Genomic DNA, 18,107 nt, shown 5'->3' on the forward strand with positions numbered 1-18,107 from the left:
ACGCCCCAGGACGGCACCCCATGAACCCCACTGACCTGCTGCTCCGCTGGCCCGCGCCCGCGGCCGACTGGAACGGGGCCGCACCGGTCGGCAACGGCCGCCTCGGCGCCATGGTCTTCGGCGGCACCCACCGCGCCCGCATCCAGATCAACGACTCCACCGTGTGGTCCGGCACCCCCGGCGGGCCCGCGAAGGCGCTCGCCGGCGTCGTCGCCGCCGGTGCCGGTCCGCGGCGGCTGGAGGAGGTCCGCGACGCGCTCCGCGCAGGGGAACCGCACCGGGCCGAGGAGCTCCTGATGGCCTTCGAGGGCCCGTACAGCCAGGAGTACCTGCCCTGGGCCGACCTGTGGCTGACGGTGCCCGGCGCGCGGGACGCCACCTACCGGGGCCGCACCCTCAACCTCGACAGCGGGATCGCCGAGGACGCCTTCGACCTGCCCTCGGGCGCGTCGGTCACCCGCCGGACCTGGGCCGACGCGAGCACCGGGACGCTGTGCACCGACCTGGTCGCGGCCGGCGGCACCGTGGACCTGCGGCTGGAGGTCACCACCCCCCTCCGGGAGGTGCACCGCGCCGCCGGTCCCGAGGGCGTCGTCATCGGCATCGAGATCCCCGTCGACGGGGCACCCGCCCACGAACCCGACGTCCCGGAACCGCTGCGGTACGGGGACGGCCCCACCGACGGGTACGACCCCTTCGGCGCGCTGGCCCTGCGCGTGGTCACCGACGGAGAGGTCACCGCCGACGGGGGAGTGCTGCGCGTCACCGGAGCCACCCGGCTCCTCGCGGCCGTGGCGAGCTCCACCGAGGCGCTGCGGCACTGGCGGGGCCTCGACGCGCCGGCCGGCCGCGCGGCGCACCTCGAAGCCGCCGCCGACAGCGCCGCCCGGGCCGTGGAACGCGGCACCGACGTGCTGCTCAAGGCGCACGAGACCGAACTGCGCGCACTCCTCGGCGGCACCTCGCTGCGCATCGGACCGCGCCGCCCGGGTATCCACGACGTCGCCCGCGACATCCTCTCCGGCGAGGACGAACTCCTCACCGCCACGGTGCTGTTCCAGCTCGGCCGCTACCTCCTGGCCGCCGCCTCCCGCCCCCACGCCGGACCGCCCGCCAACCTCCAGGGCATCTGGAACGCCGACCTGCGTCCCGCCTGGTCGTCCAACTACACGATCAACATCAACACCCAGATGAACTACTGGGGTGCCGAGGCAGCCGGTCTCGGCCCGTGCCACGAGCCGCTGTTCGACCTCCTCGACCGCGTCGCCGCGCACGGCCGGGGCGTCGCCCGGCAGTTGTACGGCGCCCGCGGCTGGGTCGCCCACCACAACACCGACATGTGGGGCTGGGCGCTGCCCGTCGGCATGGGCCGCGGCGCCGCGTCCTGGGCGATCTGGCAGATGGGCGGCGCCTGGCTCGTACAGCACCTGTGGGACCACTGGGAGTTCTCCCAGGACACCGCCTTCCTGCGCGAACGCGCCTGGCCGCTGCTCAGCGGCTGCGCCGAGTTCCTGCTCGACTGGCTGGTGGACGACGGCACGGGGCGGCTGGGCACCCTCCCCTCCACCTCGCCGGAGAACCACTACCTCACCCCCGACGGCTCCATGGCCTCGCTCACCCGCTCCTCCACCATGGACACGGCACTCACCCGGGCCGTCCTCGAACGCACCCTGCGCGCCGCCGCGGTCCTCGGCATCGACACCCCGCTGGGCGACCGCATCTCCGCGACGCTGCCGCGCCTGCACCCGCCCCGGATCGCCGCGGGCGGCTGGCTCCAGGAGTGGGCCGACGACCTCCCCGAGCAGGACCCCCACCACCGCCACCTGTCCCAACTGGTCACCGTCCACCCGCTCGGCCAGATCGACCCGGACGGCACCCCGGAACTCTCGGCCGCCGCGACGGCCCTGCTGGACCGGCGCGGTCCCGGCGCGATGGGCTGGTCCTGGGCCTGGAAGATCGCACTGCGCGCCCGGCTGCGCGACGCCGCGACCGCCCGCTCGCTCCTGCTGGAGGCGAGCCGTCCGCTCACCGGCGACCCGGACACCGACGCGCCCGTCGACGGCTCGGAGTGGGGCGGTCTGCTCCCCAACCTGTTCTCCACCCACCCGCCGTTCCAGATCGACGGCAACTACGGCCTCATGGCCGCGCTCACCGAGATGGTGCTGCAGAGCCACGACGGCGGCGTCCACCTGCTGCCCGCGCTCCCCGCGCAGTGGCGCGAGGGCGAGGCCACCGGCCTGCGCTGCCGCGGCGGCCTGGCGGCCGACTTCACCTGGCATGACGGAGCCCTCACCGCCGTGACCCTGCGCCGTCACGCAGGGGACGACAGCGAGCCGGTGACGGTCCGCCACGGCGACCGCACCACCCGGGTACGCGTCGCCACCGGCATCCCCGTCACCCTCGACGCCCACCTCACCCCGCGCCAGGAGGCCAGGCCGTGCTGACCGAGGACGACGTCCCCGAACTGTGGGCCTACCGCAGCGCGTACCGCGAGCCCGCCGACTTCGACGCCTTCTGGAAGGACACCCTGGAGGCCGCCCGCGTCCACGAACCACGGCTCGAACTCACCCCGGTCGACACCGACCTGGAGACCGTGGACGTCTACGACGCCGTCTTCCCCGGCTTCGGCGGCCACCCGGTCCACGGCTGGCTGCGGCTGCCCCGCCACCGCGACGGCCCCCTGCCCGCCGTCGTGCAGTTCCACGGCTACGGCAGCGGACGCGGCGCCCCCGTCGAGGACCTGCTCTGGGCCTCCGCCGGCTACGCCCACCTGCTGGTGGACACCCGCGGCCAGGGCGGAGCATGGGCGGGCGGCGGCGCCACCGGTGACCCGGTCGGCAGCGGCCCCTCGCATCCCGGCTTCCTCACCCGCGGCATCGAGGACAGGGACACCTACGTCTACCGCCGTGTCTTCACCGACGCCGTACGCGCCGTCGAGGCCCTGCGCTCGTCACCGCACGCCGACCCCGACCGGGTCGCGGTGACCGGCCCCAGCCAGGGCGGCGGCATCGCCCTCGCGGTCGCCGGACTCGTCCCCGGGCTGCGCGCCGCGCACTTCCAGGCGCCGTTCCTGTGCGACATCCGGCAGGCCCTCCGGCTCACCGGCGAGCAGCCGTACGCCGAGCTCATCGGCTACCTCGGCGCCCGCCGGGACCGGGTCGAGCAGACCTTCCGGACCCTCGGCTACTTCGACGGACTCGCCTTCGCCCGCCGCGCCACCGCGCCCGCCTGGTTCTCCGCCGGGCTGCGCGACGAGGTCTGCCCGCCGGCCACCACGCTCGCCGCCTACCACCGCTACGGCGGGCCGAAGCAGATGCGGCTGTGGGAGTTCAACGGCCACGACGCCGGCGGCCCCGAGGACCTGGTCATCGCTCTGAGCGCCTTCCGCGCGCTCCTCAAGACGTCGTCCCACCAACCGCACCAGGAACCGTCCCGAAAGAAGGAAACATGAGAATGCGCGCAGTCGTCGCCCTCGGGGCCACGCTCACCCTCACCGCGGTGCTGTCCGCCTGCTCGTCGGGCTCGGACACCGCGGGCGGTTCGCAGACCGTGAACTGGTGGACCTGGGACGACAAGCAGGCCGCCGCGTACAAGACCTGCGCCGCGGACTTCGAGAAGGCCAACCCCGGTACGACCGTCAAGATCTCGCAGTACAACGTCGACGACTACTTCACCAAGCTGACCGCGGGCTTCGTCGCGGGCAGCGCCCCCGACGCCTTCCAGAACAGCGTGCAGTTCTTCCAGGCCTACGCCGGCCAGAACCAGCTGCTGCCGATGGACGACTTCATCGCCAAGGACAAGTTCGACCTGTCCCGCTTCTCCGTCGGCGTGAACGCCTGGAAGTTCACCGACGGCAAGCAGTACGCGCTGCCGCTGGACTGGGCCGCGGCCGGTCTCTACTACGACCGGGACGCCCTGACCAAGGCCGGCTACAGCAAGGCCGACGTCGAGTCCGTGACGTGGAACCCCGACGACGGCGGCGAGTTCGGCAAGATGATCGCCCGTCTCACCGTGGACGAGAAGGGGCGCCGCGGCGACGAGCCCGGCTTCGACAAGGGCCACGTCAAGACCTTCGGCTTCGGCCAGATCGCCGCGAAGGACTTCATCGGGCAGACCTCCTGGAGCCCGTTCGCCTCCAGCACCGGGTGGCGGCTCGGCGACAAGGAGAGCTGGCCGACGGTCTTCAACTACGCGGACCCCCGCCTGGTGAAGACGCTGAAGTGGGCGCGCTCCCTGACCGAGAAGGGATACGCGCCCAAGCTCGGCGAGTTCACCTCCAGCGTCAGCGACGTCGACCTGCTCTCCTCCCACCGGGTGGCCATGGAGATCGGCGGTTCCTGGTCCGCCTCCACCTTCGCCAAGATCCCCGGCGTCAAGACCGGCGTCGCGGCGCCCCCGTACGGCCCCGACGGCAAGACCCGCGCCGTGATGAGCAACTCCAACGGCAACAACATCTGGGCGGGCACCAAGCACCCCGAACTGAGCTGGAAGTGGGTGTCCTACATGGGCTCCGAGGCCTGCCAGTCCAAGGCCTCCCGCACCGGTACGTTCTTCCCGTCCATCCCGGCCTCCATGGACGCCGCGACCAAGGCACTGGCCGCCGACGGGGTCGACCTGTCGGTCTTCACGAGCATGCTGAAGGACAAGGTCCTGTACCCGTCCCCGGTCTACGGCAACGGCGCCGCCGTGCAGGACGCGCTGAACCCGCTGTTCGAAGGCTACTTCGCCGGCCAGAAGGACGACTCCGTCTTCGCCGACATGGAGAAGCAGAGCAAGACCCTCCTGGCGAAGAACTGAGCCACCGGAAGCGAATTGCGCCCCCCGCCGCCGGACGCGCCCCCATCCCGGGGCGTCCGGCGGCGGGGCACACCCGAAAGGAATCCCCCCATGGCAGACAGCACCGCGCGGATCGTCCCCCTGCGCGCGGCCGGCACCGCGTTCGTCGTCGAACTCACCGAGCCGGTGCCCAGGGTCCTCCACTGGGGAGCCGACCTCGGGCCGCTGTCCGCCGACGACCTGGCCGCCCTCAGCCTCACCGCCGAGCCCGCGGTCCTCAACAACTCCCTCGACGCACCACGCCGATTCACCGTCTGGCCCACCGAGGCGGACGGCTGGGCGGGCACCCCCGCGCACCACGGGCACCTCGACGGCGGTGCCGCCGCCCCCCGGCTGACCACGACGGGCACCTCCGTCCGCCAGGACGCCGAGGGCGGCGAACTGGCCGTCTCCCTCACCGACGCCGCCGCGGGGCTCGACATCACGATCACCTACCGGCTGGAACCCTCCGGCGTGCTCGCCGTGCACAGCGAGATCACCCGCCATCCGGACGCGGACCCGGCCCCGTACGACCTCTCGCAGGTCACCGCGCTGCTCCCGCTGCCCGGCCGGGCCGGTGAGATCCTCGACTTCACCGGCAAGTGGAGCCGCGAACGCTCCCCGCAACGCCGCCCGCTCGCCCACGGCACCCACGCCCGCGACGTCCGGCGCGGCAAGCCCGGCCTGGACTCGCCGTACCTCCTCGCCGTCGGCGTACCCGGCTTCGGCTTCCGCGAGGGCGAGGTCTGGGGCGTGCACGTCGCCTGGAGCGGCGACCAGCGCTACCTCGTCGAGCTACTGCCCGAGGGCGCGGGCGTCCACGCCGCGGTGCTCGGCGGCGGGGAACTGCTGCGCGCCGGCGAGGTCCGCCTCGCACCCGGGGACGCCCACCGCACGCCCGTCTGCCACTACGCCTGGTCCGGCGCCGGCCTGGACGGGCTCGCCGGCCGCTTCCACACCCTGCTCCGGGACCGCCCCGGCCACCCGCGCCGCCCCCGGCCGGTCATCCTCAACAGCTGGGAGGCGGTGTACTTCGACCACGACCCGGAACGCCTCCTGCGGCTCGCCGACCGCGCCGCCGAGGTCGGTGTGGAGCGCTTCGTCCTGGACGACGGCTGGTTCCGCGGGCGGCGCTCCGACCGCGCGGGGCTCGGCGACTGGACGGTCGACCGGGAGGTGTGGCCCGACGGCCTGGCACCGCTCGCCGACCATGTGCGCTCCCTGGGCATGGAGTTCGGCCTGTGGGTCGAACCCGAGATGGTCAACCTCGACTCGGACCTGGCCCGGCGGCACCCGGAGTGGGTCCTCGCCCCCGCGCGCGGCGCCGGTCCGGCGGCCCGGCAGCAGCACGTCCTCGACCTGTCCCACCCCGGCGTCGTCGACCATCTGCTCGGGGCGCTGGACGCCCTGGTCACGGAGTACGGCATCGCGTACCTCAAGTGGGACCACAACCGCGAGGTGCACGAGGCCGTGAACGGACCGGCGGACCGCCCGGCGGCGCGCGCCCAGGTCGAGGCGCTGTACGGCCTGCTGGACACCCTCCGGCAGCGCCACCCGTCCCTGGAGATCGAGAGCTGCGCCAGCGGTGGCGGACGCGTCGACCTGGGCATCCTCGCCAGGACCGACCGGGTGTGGGCCTCCGACTGCAACGACCCGGTGGAACGGCAGTCCATCCAGCGGTGGACCGGGCAACTGCTCCCCCCGGAGCTGGTCGGCGCCCACGTGGGGCCCGACCCCAGCCACACCACCGCACGCGTCAGCTCCGACACCTTCCGCCTGGCCACCGCGCTCTTCGGCCACCCCGGCATCGAGCAGGACATCACCCGCTGCACGGAGGAGGAGGTGGCCCGGCTCACCGCGTGGACCGCCCTGTACCGGGAACTGCGCCCGCTGCTGCACGGCGGACGCACCGTCCGCGCCGACCTCCCGGGCGACGCGACGCTGCTGCACGGCGTCGTCGCCCACGACGGCACGGCCGCGCTCTACTGCTGGGCCCGCGTGGCGACGTCCCCCGAGGGCCAGCCGGGCCGGGTACCGCTGCCCGGCCTCGACCCCGCCCGCCGCTACCGCGTACGCGTCCGCACGGACGTCGGCCTGCCGTCCTTCCACCACAGGAGCGGCCCGGCCTGGCTCACCGAGGCGATCGACGACCGCCTCACCCTCCCCGGCGCACTCCTCACCGCCGCGGGCCTGCCGATGCCGCAGCTCAACCCCGAACAGGCCCTGCTGATCGAGCTGCGCCAGGCCGACTGACCCGTCCCGCGCCCCGGCCCGGACCGCTTCGGGGGAACCGGGGCCCCTACTCCTCCTCCGCGTCCCCGGGCGCCGCCGTGGCCTGGCGGCCAAGCCAGTACAGGGCCGTGTCGACGTCGCGGGCGGTCCAGCGGTCCGCGTCGGGGCCCGAGCGGACGAGGAGGTCGTCGAGGAGGTCCATGTAGCGGCCGTAGCGGCCCGGTGCCGGTGTCAACTGGTAGCCCAGCCGCTCCAGGCCGAACTGCGCGCGGCGGTCGTAGACGGCCATCCGGTCCGGCGCGGCGGCGGTGAGCAGCGCCGAGGCCAGTGCGTCGCCGTTGCGGCAGCCGGGCAGGGGGAGCAGGGCCCGGCGGCCCTCGCGGGCGGCCGCGCCGCGCGGGGCCTGCGGGTCGCGGACCGCGTCCACGGCCGCGGACGTGACGGCCCGGACCTCCGCGTCGCGCAGGTTCATCAGCTCGACGACCCACGCGGTGCCGGCCTGCAACCGCTTCCACACCACCAGCGCGGCGACGTCCGTCTTGCCGAGGCTTCCGGTGTCCCGGGCGCGCTCCGCGATCTCCGTCAGCACCTCGTCGTACGCGGCCGGGACGGCGGCGCGGTACGCCTCGCGGGCGGCGGAAAGGGTGGACCAGACCCCGTCGGGGAGCGGGGTGAGGGCGGCGGTCGCGGATGCGTTCATACGCCGATGGTGACCCGTCTCGGCCCGCTCCGTGTGCACTTGGCCGCTTGTGATCGATTCGGTGTGATGTGCCGTCAGGAAGGATCAGATCCAGCCACGCGCGTGGGCCTCCGCCCCGGCCTGGAAGCGCGTGCTCGCGTCCAGCCGTGCCATGAGCGCGGCGATGCGGCGTGTCGCCGTCCGTGTGCTCAACCCCAGCTGACGGGCGATCGCCTGGTCCTTGAGTCCGGCCCGGAGCATCGTCAGCAGCGCGACCTCCTCCGTGGTGGGACCCTCCTCCCCGGCCGCCCGGGCCGGTGCGCCGATCGGTTCGGCCCGGGCCCAGTACGCCTCGTACAGCTCGATGAGGGCGTCCAGCAGACCGGAGGGGTGCACGACGGCGAGGCTGTCGTAGACCCCGCCGACCAGCGGGACGAGGGCCACCCGGCGGTCGATGATGTGCAGCTTGAAGGGGAGGCTGGGCAGCATCCGGGCCTGCTCGCCGAGCGCGGCCATCTCCAGCACCGTCTCGAACCGGCCGGGCCGCTCCATGGACTCCGGGCAGTACACCGACCGGATGTCGACGCCGTCGCGCGCCCACGCGGCGGTCGACGCCCTCTCGGCCTCGTTGGTGTGGGGGAGGCCGTCCGCGCGGTCGAGGTAGGGCGGCTTGTCGAGGATCCATATGTGCGTGCTGACCGAGCGGTTGAGCTCGTCGATGCGCGGCGCGACGACGTCGCGCCCCGACAGCACCTCGACCAGGCTGCCCGGGTCGCTGCGCAGCCGTCCGGCCCGGTACTCCTCGGCGAGGTCGTCGACGACCGACCGTACTCCTGCGAAGGCCGCCTCGGCCTCCAGCCGGCGCTGGTCGAGCAGGGCGGTGAGCGCGGTGCCGGGCCCGACGGGGCGGAACTCGCCCCGGCCGTCGCGGCGCAGGAGACCGAGCCCGGCCAGCCGCGCCGCGGCGTGGCGGACGCGGTCCGGGGAGACCCCCGCGGTTCGGGCGTACTCCTGTGCGTCGAGGCCGGCCCGGGTGAGGAAGGCGCGGTAGACGGCCTCGTCGAACTCGCTGATACCCAGGGCCTGCAGCACGTACGCGCTCCTTGTGATGGCGTGGTCCGCCAGCTGTCCGAAGACGCCACAAGATTATCTGGACATCGAACGGCCGTGGGCCGTTCACTTTTGAATCGTTCCTCACACCGCACCGGGAGCGGCGGTCCCGTACCCGCCCCCGCACACCCCACCGCGCCCGGACGTGCGGTGACGTCCCTGGCCTCTTCCCTCTGGAGGACCGAACGTGACCTCGAAGTCACGCATCAGACCCGCCGCCCTGGTGGCGGCCACCGCCGTCGCACTGGCCCTGTCGTCCGCCGTCCCCTCCCAGGCCGCTCCCGCCGCCGGCACCGAGCCGGTCCCGGTGGCGGGCCACCTCGTCGCGGGCCGCTACATCGTCACCCTCGCCGACCGGCCGATCGACGCCTACCGCGGCGGAGTCGACGGCATACCCGGCACCGCCCCCGCGCCGGGCGCCAAGGTCGACCTGGCCGACGCGGACGCCGTGCGCTACCGCGCGCACCTCACCGACGCCCAGCGCGCCGCGGCCGCCTCGGTGGGCGCGCGCATCAAGCGCCGGTACTCCGTGGTCACCAACGGCTTCACCGCGGACCTGTCCGCCACGCAGGTGGCGGAACTCTCCAAGGCGCCCGGGGTGCTGTCGGTCGCGCCCGACACCCTCAACAAGGTCTCCGACGACCGGAACTCGCAGGACTTCCTCGGGCTCACCGGGCGGCACGGCCTGTGGTCGGCCCTCGGCGGCACCAAGGAGGCCGGCCGCGGTGTCGTCGTCGGTGACATCGACACCGGCATCTGGCCGGAGAGCCGCTCCTTCGCCGCCGCCCCGCTGGGCACCTCGCGGCCCACGTCGAAGGACCCGTACCGCCCCTACCGCAAGGGCGACAAGGTTGTCATGCGGAAGGCTGACGGCGGTACCTTCACCGGAACCTGCCAGGCCGGCGAGGAGTTCACCGCCGGCGCCTGCAACAGCAAGGTGATCAGCGCCCGTTGGTTCGGCGACGCCTGGCTGGCCCAGGTGCCCCCGGAGCGCCGAGCGGACTACGTCTCGGCGCGGGACGGCGAGGGCCACGGCACGCACACCGCCTCCACCGCCGCGGGCAACAGCGGGGTGGACGTCACCGTCGACGGGCGGCACCTCGGAGAGGTCTCCGGCGTCGCGCCGGCCGCCGCGATCGCCGTCTACAAGGCGTTCTGGACCGGCAAGGCGGCCGGCGACAGCGGCGGCATGACCTCCGACATCGTCGCGGCCGTCGACCAGGCGGTCGCCGACGGCGTCGACGTCCTCAACTACTCAGCGGGCTCGGTCATCGAGACCGCGCCGGACTCCCCGGTCCAGGCCGCCTTCCGCACCGCCGCGGCCGCGGGCGTCTTCGTCGCCACCGCGGCCGGCAACTCCGGCCCCGAGGTCTCCTCCGCCGACAACGTCGCCCCGTGGACGACCACGGTGGCCGCGAGCACCCTGGCGCCCTACGAGGCCACCGTGCGCCTCGGCAACGGCGACACCTACGTCGGCGGAAGCACCACCGTGGACTCCCCGCTCGGCCCTAAGCCCCTCGTGCTCGCCGAGAAGGTGAAGAACGCCTCCGCCTCCGCCGGCGACGCCGCGCTGTGCCAGGACGGCACCCTCGACCCGGCGAAGGCCGCCGGCGCGATCGTCGTCTGCGACCGGGGCGTCAACCCGCGCGTGGACAAGTCCCACGAGGTCCAGCGGGCCGGCGGAGTCGGCATGGTCCTGGTCAACGTCAGCGACCTCGACACCGACGGCGACCTGCACGCGGTGCCCACGGTGCACCTCAACACCCCCGGTGCCACCGACGTACGGGCGTACGCGGCCACCGCCGGGGCCGAGGTGAGCCTGCTCCCGGGCGGCACGACGGGCCAGCCGTACCCGCAGATCGCGCCGTTCTCCTCGCGCGGTCCGTCGACGGTCAACAACGGCGACCTGCTCAAGCCCGACATCGCCGCCCCGGGTGTCGGCATCCTCGCGGCCGTCGCGCCCGCCTCCAACTTCGGCCACGACTACGACTTCATGACCGGCACCTCGATGGCGACCCCGCACATCGCCGGCCTGGCCGCGCTCTACCTGGCCGAGCACCCCTCGTGGTCGCCCATGGCCGTGAAGTCCGCGATGATGACGACCGCCGTCGACACCAGGACGGCGACCGGCGCGAAGAACACCGACCTGTTCGCGCAGGGCGCCGGTGAGGTGCGGCCGTCGGACATGTTCGAGCCGGGCCTGGTCTACGACTCCGCCGAGAAGGACTGGCTCGGCTACCTGGAGGGCCTGGGCGTCGACACCGGCAGCGGGGTGAAGGCCGTGGACCCCAGCGACCTCAACTACCCGTCGATCGCCATCGGCCGGATGGTCGGCTCGCAGACCGTGACCCGTACCGTCACCGCCGTGACGCCGGGCACCTACCGGGCCTCGATCTCGGTGCCCGGGGTCAAGGCCACCGTCCACCCGTCCGTGCTGCACTTCAGCAGGGCGGGCCAGAAGGCCCGGTTCAGCGTCTCCTTCGAGCTGACGACCGGGCGGTCCGGCGAGACCGTCACCGGTGACCTCACCTGGCGGCACGGCCGCACCGGCGTGCGCAGCCCCGTCGTCCTCACCCCGTGGAGCCTGATCGCCCCCGACCAGGTGTCCGGCACCGCGGGCAGCGGCAGTGTCTCCTTCCAGGTGACGCCGGGCACCACCTCGCTCGCCCTGGCCCCCCGCGGCCCGGTCGCGGGCACCCCGGTCCGCAATGCGGTGTCCAACGACAAGCCCGAGCAGGACTTCACCTTCACGGTGCCGGAGGGCACGCAGGCCGGGCAGTTCTTCGTCACGCCCGACAACCCCGAGGCCCGCCTCAGCCTGCTGCTCGCGTACGACCCGGGCGACGGCCAGGACCCGTACATCGTCGGTGACCTCGCCCTCGACCAGACGCGGCCGGTGGTGAGCCTGCCGAGCATGAAGGCGGGCAAGTACCTGGCCCTCGTCATGACGCTGGGCGGCCAGCCGGAGCTGACGGACTTCCCGTTCTCCTTCCAGGCCAACCTGATCGGCCCGGACAGCGCGCCGACGCAGGGCACGTTCACGGTGACACCGCGGAACCCCGCCACGAAGCCCGGCGTCCCGCTGACGCTGACCGCCTCGTGGAGCGGCGTCCCGTCCGACCGTCCCGCGACCGCCTACATCGGGTACCCCAACGCGGCGGGCACCCTCGTCACCATCGGCTGACGGGCCCCGTGCGACGGTGCCGGCCCCCTCATGACGAGGGGGCCGGCACCGCTCCGTGTCCGGGGCCGACGCCTTGACCGGGACGGCGACGTACGGCGGCGCGGCACGGAAGTCCGGCTCCCGCTCCAGCGCCCCGCGCGTCTGGAGGACCATCGCCACCCCGACGGCCAGTGCCACCACGGCGATCAGCAGCCATGCCCCGGCCGGAGACTTCTCCGGCTTCGCCGATCCCACCGTCTCTCCTCACCCCGCGCGACCCTCGGCCTGCCCCCATCCGATCACGCCGTGCGGAGGCCGCCGAGGCCCGTTGTCGGCAGCGGGCGACCCGTCCGCCTGCCGGGCCGAGACCGGCGACGGGCGCGCGCCGACGGAACGACGGCGCGGCCGGCCCCTCCGCACGGAGGGACCGGCCGCGCTGTGTGCGGACGCGGATCAGACCAGGCCGGTCGCCCGGATCACCGTCTGCGTCACCGTGTTGCCCCGCTTGTCCGAGGCGCGCACGCGCAGCGACAGGAACTCGGCCCGCCGCGGCGCGTCCAGCCGGACCCGGGCGGCGCCGTCCTCCGCGCCGCGCAGCGAGAGCCGGTGCCACGTCCGGCCGTCGTCGTACGAGGCCTCCACCGCGTCGGCGCTGACCCGTCCGGCCGACACGCCCGGCAACGGGGAGGCGCTCACCGTGAGTTCGGCGTCGCGTCGCGCGGCGCCGCCCGCGTCGGTGCGGATCCCGTAGTCGAGCTGCAGGAGCGGGAGCACCTGCGGGTCGTCCGTGCCCGACGTCGCCGAGGAGAAGCCCCACTCGGTGCGGGTCGCGGTGGAGTACGGGTACCCCTCCGTCCGCTCGGTGGACGTCACCAGGCGGTACCGGCCCGACGCCGCCGGGACGTCGCCGCCCAGCCAGCCGCCCTCGGTGCGGGTGACCAGGTCGCCGCCCCGGTAGAGCTCGTTCACCTGCGAGGTGGTGCCCGGACCGACCACACCCGCGTGGTCGCGGCCGCCGTCACCCCAGGCCGGGATGGTGACGTCGAGGACGTCACCGCTGCGCTGCGGCAGCCACTGGCTCTCGTTCATCCGCGGGTGCTCCACGGGCCCGAACCACTGGACGTCGGTGGTGCGCCCCGCCGGGTAGCCGACCAGCCCGGAGAACTGCATCGAGCGGATGCCGTTGGCGGCCTCCTCCATCCAGGTCGCCTCGCCCGACGGGGTGACCCAGTCGGTGCGCTCGGCGCCGGCGGACGACAGCCGGGTGCCGCCGACCTTGACGCCCAGGTAGGGCTGGATGTCGTAGCGGAACTCGTCGACCTCCGTGCCGGGTTCGTTGCGGAACCCGACGTCGACCCGGGCCAGGCGGTGCTCGGCCGGCGCGTAGCGCTGGGTCTGCGGGATCGTCCCGTGCCAGGTGTGCACCAGGTCGTACAGGTAGTCCGTCTCGGCGTGGCCGACGACCCGCATCGGCACCGAGCCGGAACGGCTGTCCTGGATGCGGCCGATCAGGGTCTCGCCCTCGGTGCGGGAGATGCCCGCGACGACGAGGGCGGTGCGGCGCACGGGCTCGCGCAGCCGGCCGTCCAGGTCGTTCACCACGACGAGCAGGGCGACGCCCGCCTTCTGCGCGTCGGTGAGCTGGTCGTCGTCCCCCGTGTAGCGGACCACGGCCACCTTGCCCTTGGCGCCGGCGGCCGCGTACTCGGCAGCGGTGCCCTTGCCGGCGAAGACCGCCGGCAGCGTCCCGGTGCCCTCGGCGGGGCGGCCGGAACCGGGCTGCAGCCACAGGTCGTCGAAGACCTGGTCGCCGGAGGAGAGCGCCAGCAGCGGCTGCTGCATGCGCCAACGGACCGTGTACGCCAGGTCGCCGCCGGAGGCCTTCGGCATGGGCAGCGCCCACACGCTGTCGAAGCCGTCGCCGACCGTCGCGGTGTCCGTGATGGCGGGGGACCCGTCCTTGAAGGACTGGTTGAAGTCCATGCGGATGTCGCTGTCGGTGGAGGTCTTCGGCGTGACGACCTCGGTCCGGCGCAGCTTCGTGCCGTCCAGCGTCGTGTCGGTGTCGGCGTTGCCGACCACGACGCCGGTCCTGGCAAGCAGAGCCCGCCCGTAGGAGGACTCGCCGTGGACGCCGCGTACGGCGCCCCAGGTCCAGACGGTGTACGTGCCCGGCGGGACGACGGTGTCGAGGACGCCGTCGAGGTCGGTGTAGAGCGCCTGCGCGTACTCGTCGCCCTTGCGCTGGTACATCACCAGGCCGACCATGGGGTCGCCGGCGCGGTCGGTGACGTGGACGCGCAGGTGGTGGTACTCGTCACGGGTGCTGACCGCGAGCAGGGTGCGGGTGACGGCCTTGCCGTCGACGACGCCCTCGACGTGCCCGGTGAAGCGGGATCCCGCCGGGGCCCGGTCGAGCGCGGTGGTCACGCTGGTCGACGCGGTGCCGTGCGCGGGGACGGTGACCTGGCGGTCCGTCACCGTGAACAGGCCCTCGGGCACGTCCGCCGCGTCCAGGCGCGGCGTCACGGTGACCGCGGTGTCACCGGAGTTGGCCCATTCCACGGTGCGGGTCACGGTCTCGCCGGCCGCGCCGCCCGGGGGGTGGATGCCGGCGTCGGCGGTGGCGGTGGCCACGAGCGTGCCGCTGGTGGCGGCCACCGCGTCCACGCGGCCGTTGCCGCCGGAGTCAGCGGGGATGTCCGGCGTCGCCACGGAGGTCGAGACCAGGGCGTCCTTGATCCGGGCCCCGTTCCAGTCGGGGTGCTTCGCCGCCACCAGGGCGGCGACGCCCGCGACGTGCGGGGTGGCCATCGACGTGCCGCTGAGGGTGGCGTACGACCCGGTGCCGAAGGGCGCCCACTGCGAGCGGGCCGCAAGGATGTCGACGCCGGGGGCGGTGATCTCCGGCTTCATCGCGTCGTCCCGGAAACGGGGGCCGCGGCTGGAGAAGTCGGCTATGGCGTCGGAGGAGTCGACGGCGCCGACGGTGAGCGCGGCGTCCGCGGCGCCGGGCGCCGCCACGGTGCCCTCGTAAGGGCCCGAGTTGCCGGCGGCTATGGTGAACAGGGTGCCGGTCTCGGCGCTGAGTTCGTTCACCGCCTGGCTCATCGGGTCGGTGCCGTCGGTGGGCTGGTCGCTGCCGAGGCTCATGCTGACCACGCGGGCCTTGGCCTCGCGGGCGGCCCACTCCATGCCGCTGATGATCCAGGAGTCGGAACCGCTGCCGGCGTTGCTGAGGACCTTGCCCACGTGCAGCCGCACGCCGGGGGCGACGCCCTTCTCCTTGCCGTCGGACGCGGCGCCGCTGCCGGCGATGGTGGACGCCACGTGGGTGCCGTGGCCGTGGTGGTCGTCGACGTCCTCGCCGGGCACGAAACTGCGGGAGTCGGTGACGACGCCGTCGAGGTCGGGGTGCCCGGGGTCGTAGCCCGTGTCCAGGACCGCGACGTCCACACCCTGGCCCGTGTCGCCGCCGGCCCACACGTCGGGGGCGCCGATCTGCGCGACGCTGTCCGCGAGGTCGGCCTCGACCTTGCCGTCCAGCCACACCTTGCGCACGCCGCCGGTGAGGGCGAGGCCGCTCGCCTCGGCCTTCGCGGCCGGCTGCGCGGCGGCCGGGCCGGTCAGGTCGGCCCAGAACTCCGCCGCCCGGTCGTGGTCCTGGGTGGTGGCGGTGCTGTCGATGCTGGTCAGCGCCCGTGCGCCGGTGGCCCCCTCGGGGAGGGAGGGCGCCGCGAGCCTGCGGCGGGCGTCGGAGGAGTAGGTCAGGATGACGGGCAGGCCCTTGGACCGGGCGTCGTCGTAACCGTCCGCGATCAGGCGCGTGACGTTGAAGAGGTCGGTGTCCAGCAGCCCGGCCGCCACGTACCGCTCGGCGGCGAACGGGTAGACGTAGGTGTCGCCTTGCCGCGTGGTGATGCGGGCGTCCGCGCGGTGGCCCCGGGGGCCCTCCACGGTCACGGAGGCGCGGCCGTCGCCGCCGGGGGCGACGGTGACCCGGTCGCCGGTGATGAGGGTGACGGTGCGCGGGGTGGAGCCGGCGGGGGCTCCGCCGGTCACGGTCACGCCGTCCGACGGGGAGCCGGTGGCGGCGTGGTCGCTGGCAGCCGCCGGTGGGATCGCCATCAGCACGGCCGCGACACCCGCGACGATCGGCAGGCCTGTTCGGCCTGGGAAGAGCGGTCTCACAGGGGATCCTTCACGTTAGATCCATCCAATGTCCGCCGCATGCTAGCGAGTTAAACGATTCAACGGGCGGTGAACGGCACACGGACTGCGGCGTCTTTCCGCCCTCTGTCGGGATCACGACAGGGCTGAAACCGGCCGCGCGAAGCCCCGCTCGGCCGGGGGCGGTTCGCACCGCCCGGCTGCGGGGCCGTCGTCCGCGGGTGCCCGGTTCGGTGATCCGCCCTTCGGGGGCATGTCCGGGGCCCTCGCGCGAGGGCGGCAGTGTTCCGCGGGGCCACGGACGGCCCAACGAGGGGACCGGCCGAAGGTAGCCGACCTCGCACGTAGTTACGATCTTCCCGATATGGCCGATTTGACTGGGTGTGAGCCATGGCCGGCTGTCGTCCGATCACCGGGAGCACGCGTGTTCGCACCTTCGCTGTCCCGTCGTGGATTGCACCTTTCGCGCTCCGGGGGCCGAGGCCCCTGGGAGAGCCGCGGCCGAATACGGCCCGGACGGGGCCCCCGATCCGGGCGGCTCGTGGTCGCAGGGCTCCTGGCCGCCGGTCCGTTGTTCGCCCCCGGTGGGGAAGCCGCGGCCGGCGTGCCGGTGACGATCACGTTCGCCTCTCCGGGGGAGCACGCCTTCACCGTCCCCGCGGGGGTGACGGCGGTGACGATCGCAGCCGTCGGCGCCCGCGGAGGCAACGCGGGGGGATCGGGCGCCACGGTGACCGGTTCCGTCGCCGTGACGAGCGGCAGCACCTACTACGTCCACGTCGCGAGAGGCGGAGCGGCGCCCACCGCGGGCGGTGGGGCGGGCGGCGGAGCCAGTGACGTGGCCACGTGCGGCTCGGCCGACGCGGGGTGCGTCCTGACCGGTGATCGGGCCACCGACCCGCGGTTGATCGTGGCCGCCGGAGGCGGTGGAGGGGCGGCCGTTTCCGGAAGCGGGGCGGCCGCGGCGGCAACGACCTGATCTGCGGCGGGGCCGGCAGCGACACCCTGACCGGCGGCACCGGCAACGACCGCGTCGAAGGCGGCGACGGCAACGACGCCCTGGCCGGCGGTGACGGCGACGACACCCTCTTCGGCGACGCCGGCAACGACGTCCTCTCCGGCGGTCCGGGCGTCAACGCCAACGACGGCGGACCCGGCTCCGACGTCTGCACCAACCCGGCCGCCGGTCCCGGCTGCAATCCCTGACCGCTCATCCGGCCAGGGCCTGGCCGCAGCGGCCCGGGTGGCCCCCGGCGAGGGCGCTACCGGGTCGTGCAGAGGCGGTCGACCAGGTCGTGCCAGCCGGCGTCCAGCCGCTCGGCGGGCATGCCCCGGACCGTGAGCAGGTACTCCACGAGCACGGTGTCGAGGTAGGCCTGCAGGGTGTGCCCGGTCAGTTCGACGTCGCCGGGCGCACCGGCCTGCCGCAGCAGCAGCGTCAGGTGCGTGTGCCTGAGCTGGTAGGCCGGGTGGAAGCGGCGGCTCAGTTCGCGGCGTGCGGCCATGTACAGGTCCCGGTGGGCGTGTTCGTGCCGGATCACGGCGGGGCCGAAGGCCCGCAGCCGCTCCAGCGGCGGGGCGTCCGGTCCGAGGGGCGGCGGGCCGGTGAGGAAGGCGGCCTGGATCTGCTGCTCGATGTGGTCGAGCAGCGAGAGCATCAGCCCCGCGCGGTCGCCGAAGCGCCGGAACACCGTCCCCTTGCCGACCTCGGCCGCGGCGGCGACGGCCTCCATGGTCACGTTCGCCGCTCCGTGCTCGGCGGCGAGTTCGGCCGCCACCTCCAGGAGGCGCTTGCGGTTCCGCGCGGCGTCGGCGCGCAGCCGAGGCGGCTCGCCCGCCGGTGTGAGCGAGAGGTCCATGGGCCCGGCGGAGGCGTCGCGCACGGGGAGGGTGGCGCGGGGCGGCTCGGTCATGGCCACAGCGTAGCGGCGGGAATGA

The 18,107-nt window shown here is 74.1% G+C and carries 11 protein-coding genes; 7 read left to right on the forward strand and 4 right to left on the reverse strand.

Annotated elements, in window-relative coordinates:
- Positions 1–20 precede the first annotated feature (20 nt).
- The 4 genes from PV342_RS00210 (at position 21) to PV342_RS00225 (ending at position 7,068) form a co-directional block, all read left to right on the forward strand.
- A complete protein-coding gene (locus PV342_RS00210) occupies positions 21–2,444 on the forward strand; it encodes a glycosyl hydrolase family 95 catalytic domain-containing protein (protein WP_500315516.1) in 2,424 nt (807 codons plus the stop codon).
- Positions 2,438–3,451: an acetylxylan esterase gene (locus PV342_RS00215; RefSeq protein WP_500315517.1), complete on the forward strand. Its 1,014-nt coding sequence runs from the start codon at positions 2,438–2,440 to the stop codon at positions 3,449–3,451. Before PV342_RS00210 ends, PV342_RS00215 begins: the two co-directional genes overlap by 7 nt.
- Positions 3,448–4,797, forward strand: a complete 1,350-nt coding sequence (locus PV342_RS00220) for an ABC transporter substrate-binding protein (RefSeq protein ID WP_400797362.1) — start codon at positions 3,448–3,450, stop codon at positions 4,795–4,797. Before PV342_RS00215 ends, PV342_RS00220 begins: the two co-directional genes overlap by 4 nt.
- A 90-nt stretch (positions 4,798–4,887) precedes the next feature.
- A complete protein-coding gene (locus PV342_RS00225; protein WP_400797357.1) occupies positions 4,888–7,068 on the forward strand; it encodes an alpha-galactosidase in 2,181 nt (726 codons plus the stop codon).
- Positions 7,069–7,114: 46 nt separating this feature from the next.
- Here PV342_RS00225 and PV342_RS00230 read toward each other — a convergent pair whose 3' ends face one another.
- Both PV342_RS00230 and PV342_RS00235 read right to left on the reverse strand, forming a co-directional pair.
- The gene (locus PV342_RS00230) at positions 7,115–7,747 is read right to left on the reverse strand and encodes a hypothetical protein (protein WP_500315518.1); all 633 of its coding nucleotides are present in this window, start codon (positions 7,745–7,747) and stop codon (positions 7,115–7,117) included.
- Positions 7,748–7,831: 84 nt separating this feature from the next.
- Positions 7,832–8,818 (reverse strand): transcriptional regulator, encoded by a 987-nt coding sequence (locus PV342_RS00235; protein WP_400797351.1) that lies wholly within the window; start codon positions 8,816–8,818, stop codon positions 7,832–7,834.
- 205 nt (positions 8,819–9,023) lie between these two features.
- On the opposite strand from PV342_RS00235, the gene PV342_RS00240 reads away from it, so the two are divergent.
- A complete protein-coding gene (locus PV342_RS00240) occupies positions 9,024–12,020 on the forward strand; it encodes a S8 family serine peptidase (protein ID WP_500315519.1) in 2,997 nt (998 codons plus the stop codon).
- Between the two features lie 432 nt (positions 12,021–12,452).
- Here the strand turns inward: PV342_RS00240 and PV342_RS00245 are convergent, their stop codons facing one another.
- On the reverse strand, positions 12,453–16,190 hold the full coding sequence (locus PV342_RS00245) for a S8 family serine peptidase (protein ID WP_500315520.1): 3,738 nt from the start codon (positions 16,188–16,190) through the stop codon (positions 12,453–12,455).
- Positions 16,191–16,710: 520 nt separating this feature from the next.
- On the opposite strand from PV342_RS00245, the gene PV342_RS00250 reads away from it, so the two are divergent.
- Positions 16,711–17,148 carry a hypothetical protein gene (locus PV342_RS00250; protein ID WP_500315521.1) on the forward strand — a complete coding sequence of 146 codons (438 nt, stop codon included), beginning with the start codon at positions 16,711–16,713 and terminating at the stop codon, positions 17,146–17,148.
- On the forward strand, positions 17,148–17,375 hold the full coding sequence (locus tag PV342_RS00255) for a calcium-binding protein (RefSeq protein WP_500315676.1): 228 nt from the start codon (positions 17,148–17,150) through the stop codon (positions 17,373–17,375). Before PV342_RS00250 ends, PV342_RS00255 begins: the two co-directional genes overlap by 1 nt.
- Positions 17,376–17,431: 56 nt before the next feature.
- Here PV342_RS00255 and PV342_RS00260 read toward each other — a convergent pair whose 3' ends face one another.
- Positions 17,432–18,082 (reverse strand): TetR/AcrR family transcriptional regulator, encoded by a 651-nt coding sequence (locus PV342_RS00260; RefSeq protein ID WP_400797339.1) that lies wholly within the window; start codon positions 18,080–18,082, stop codon positions 17,432–17,434.
- Positions 18,083–18,107: the final 25 nt, after the last annotated feature.

Origin of the sequence: Streptomyces sp. PA03-3a (assembly GCF_033792735.1) — a bacterium.
GTDB lineage: Bacteria > Actinomycetota > Actinomycetes > Streptomycetales > Streptomycetaceae > Actinacidiphila.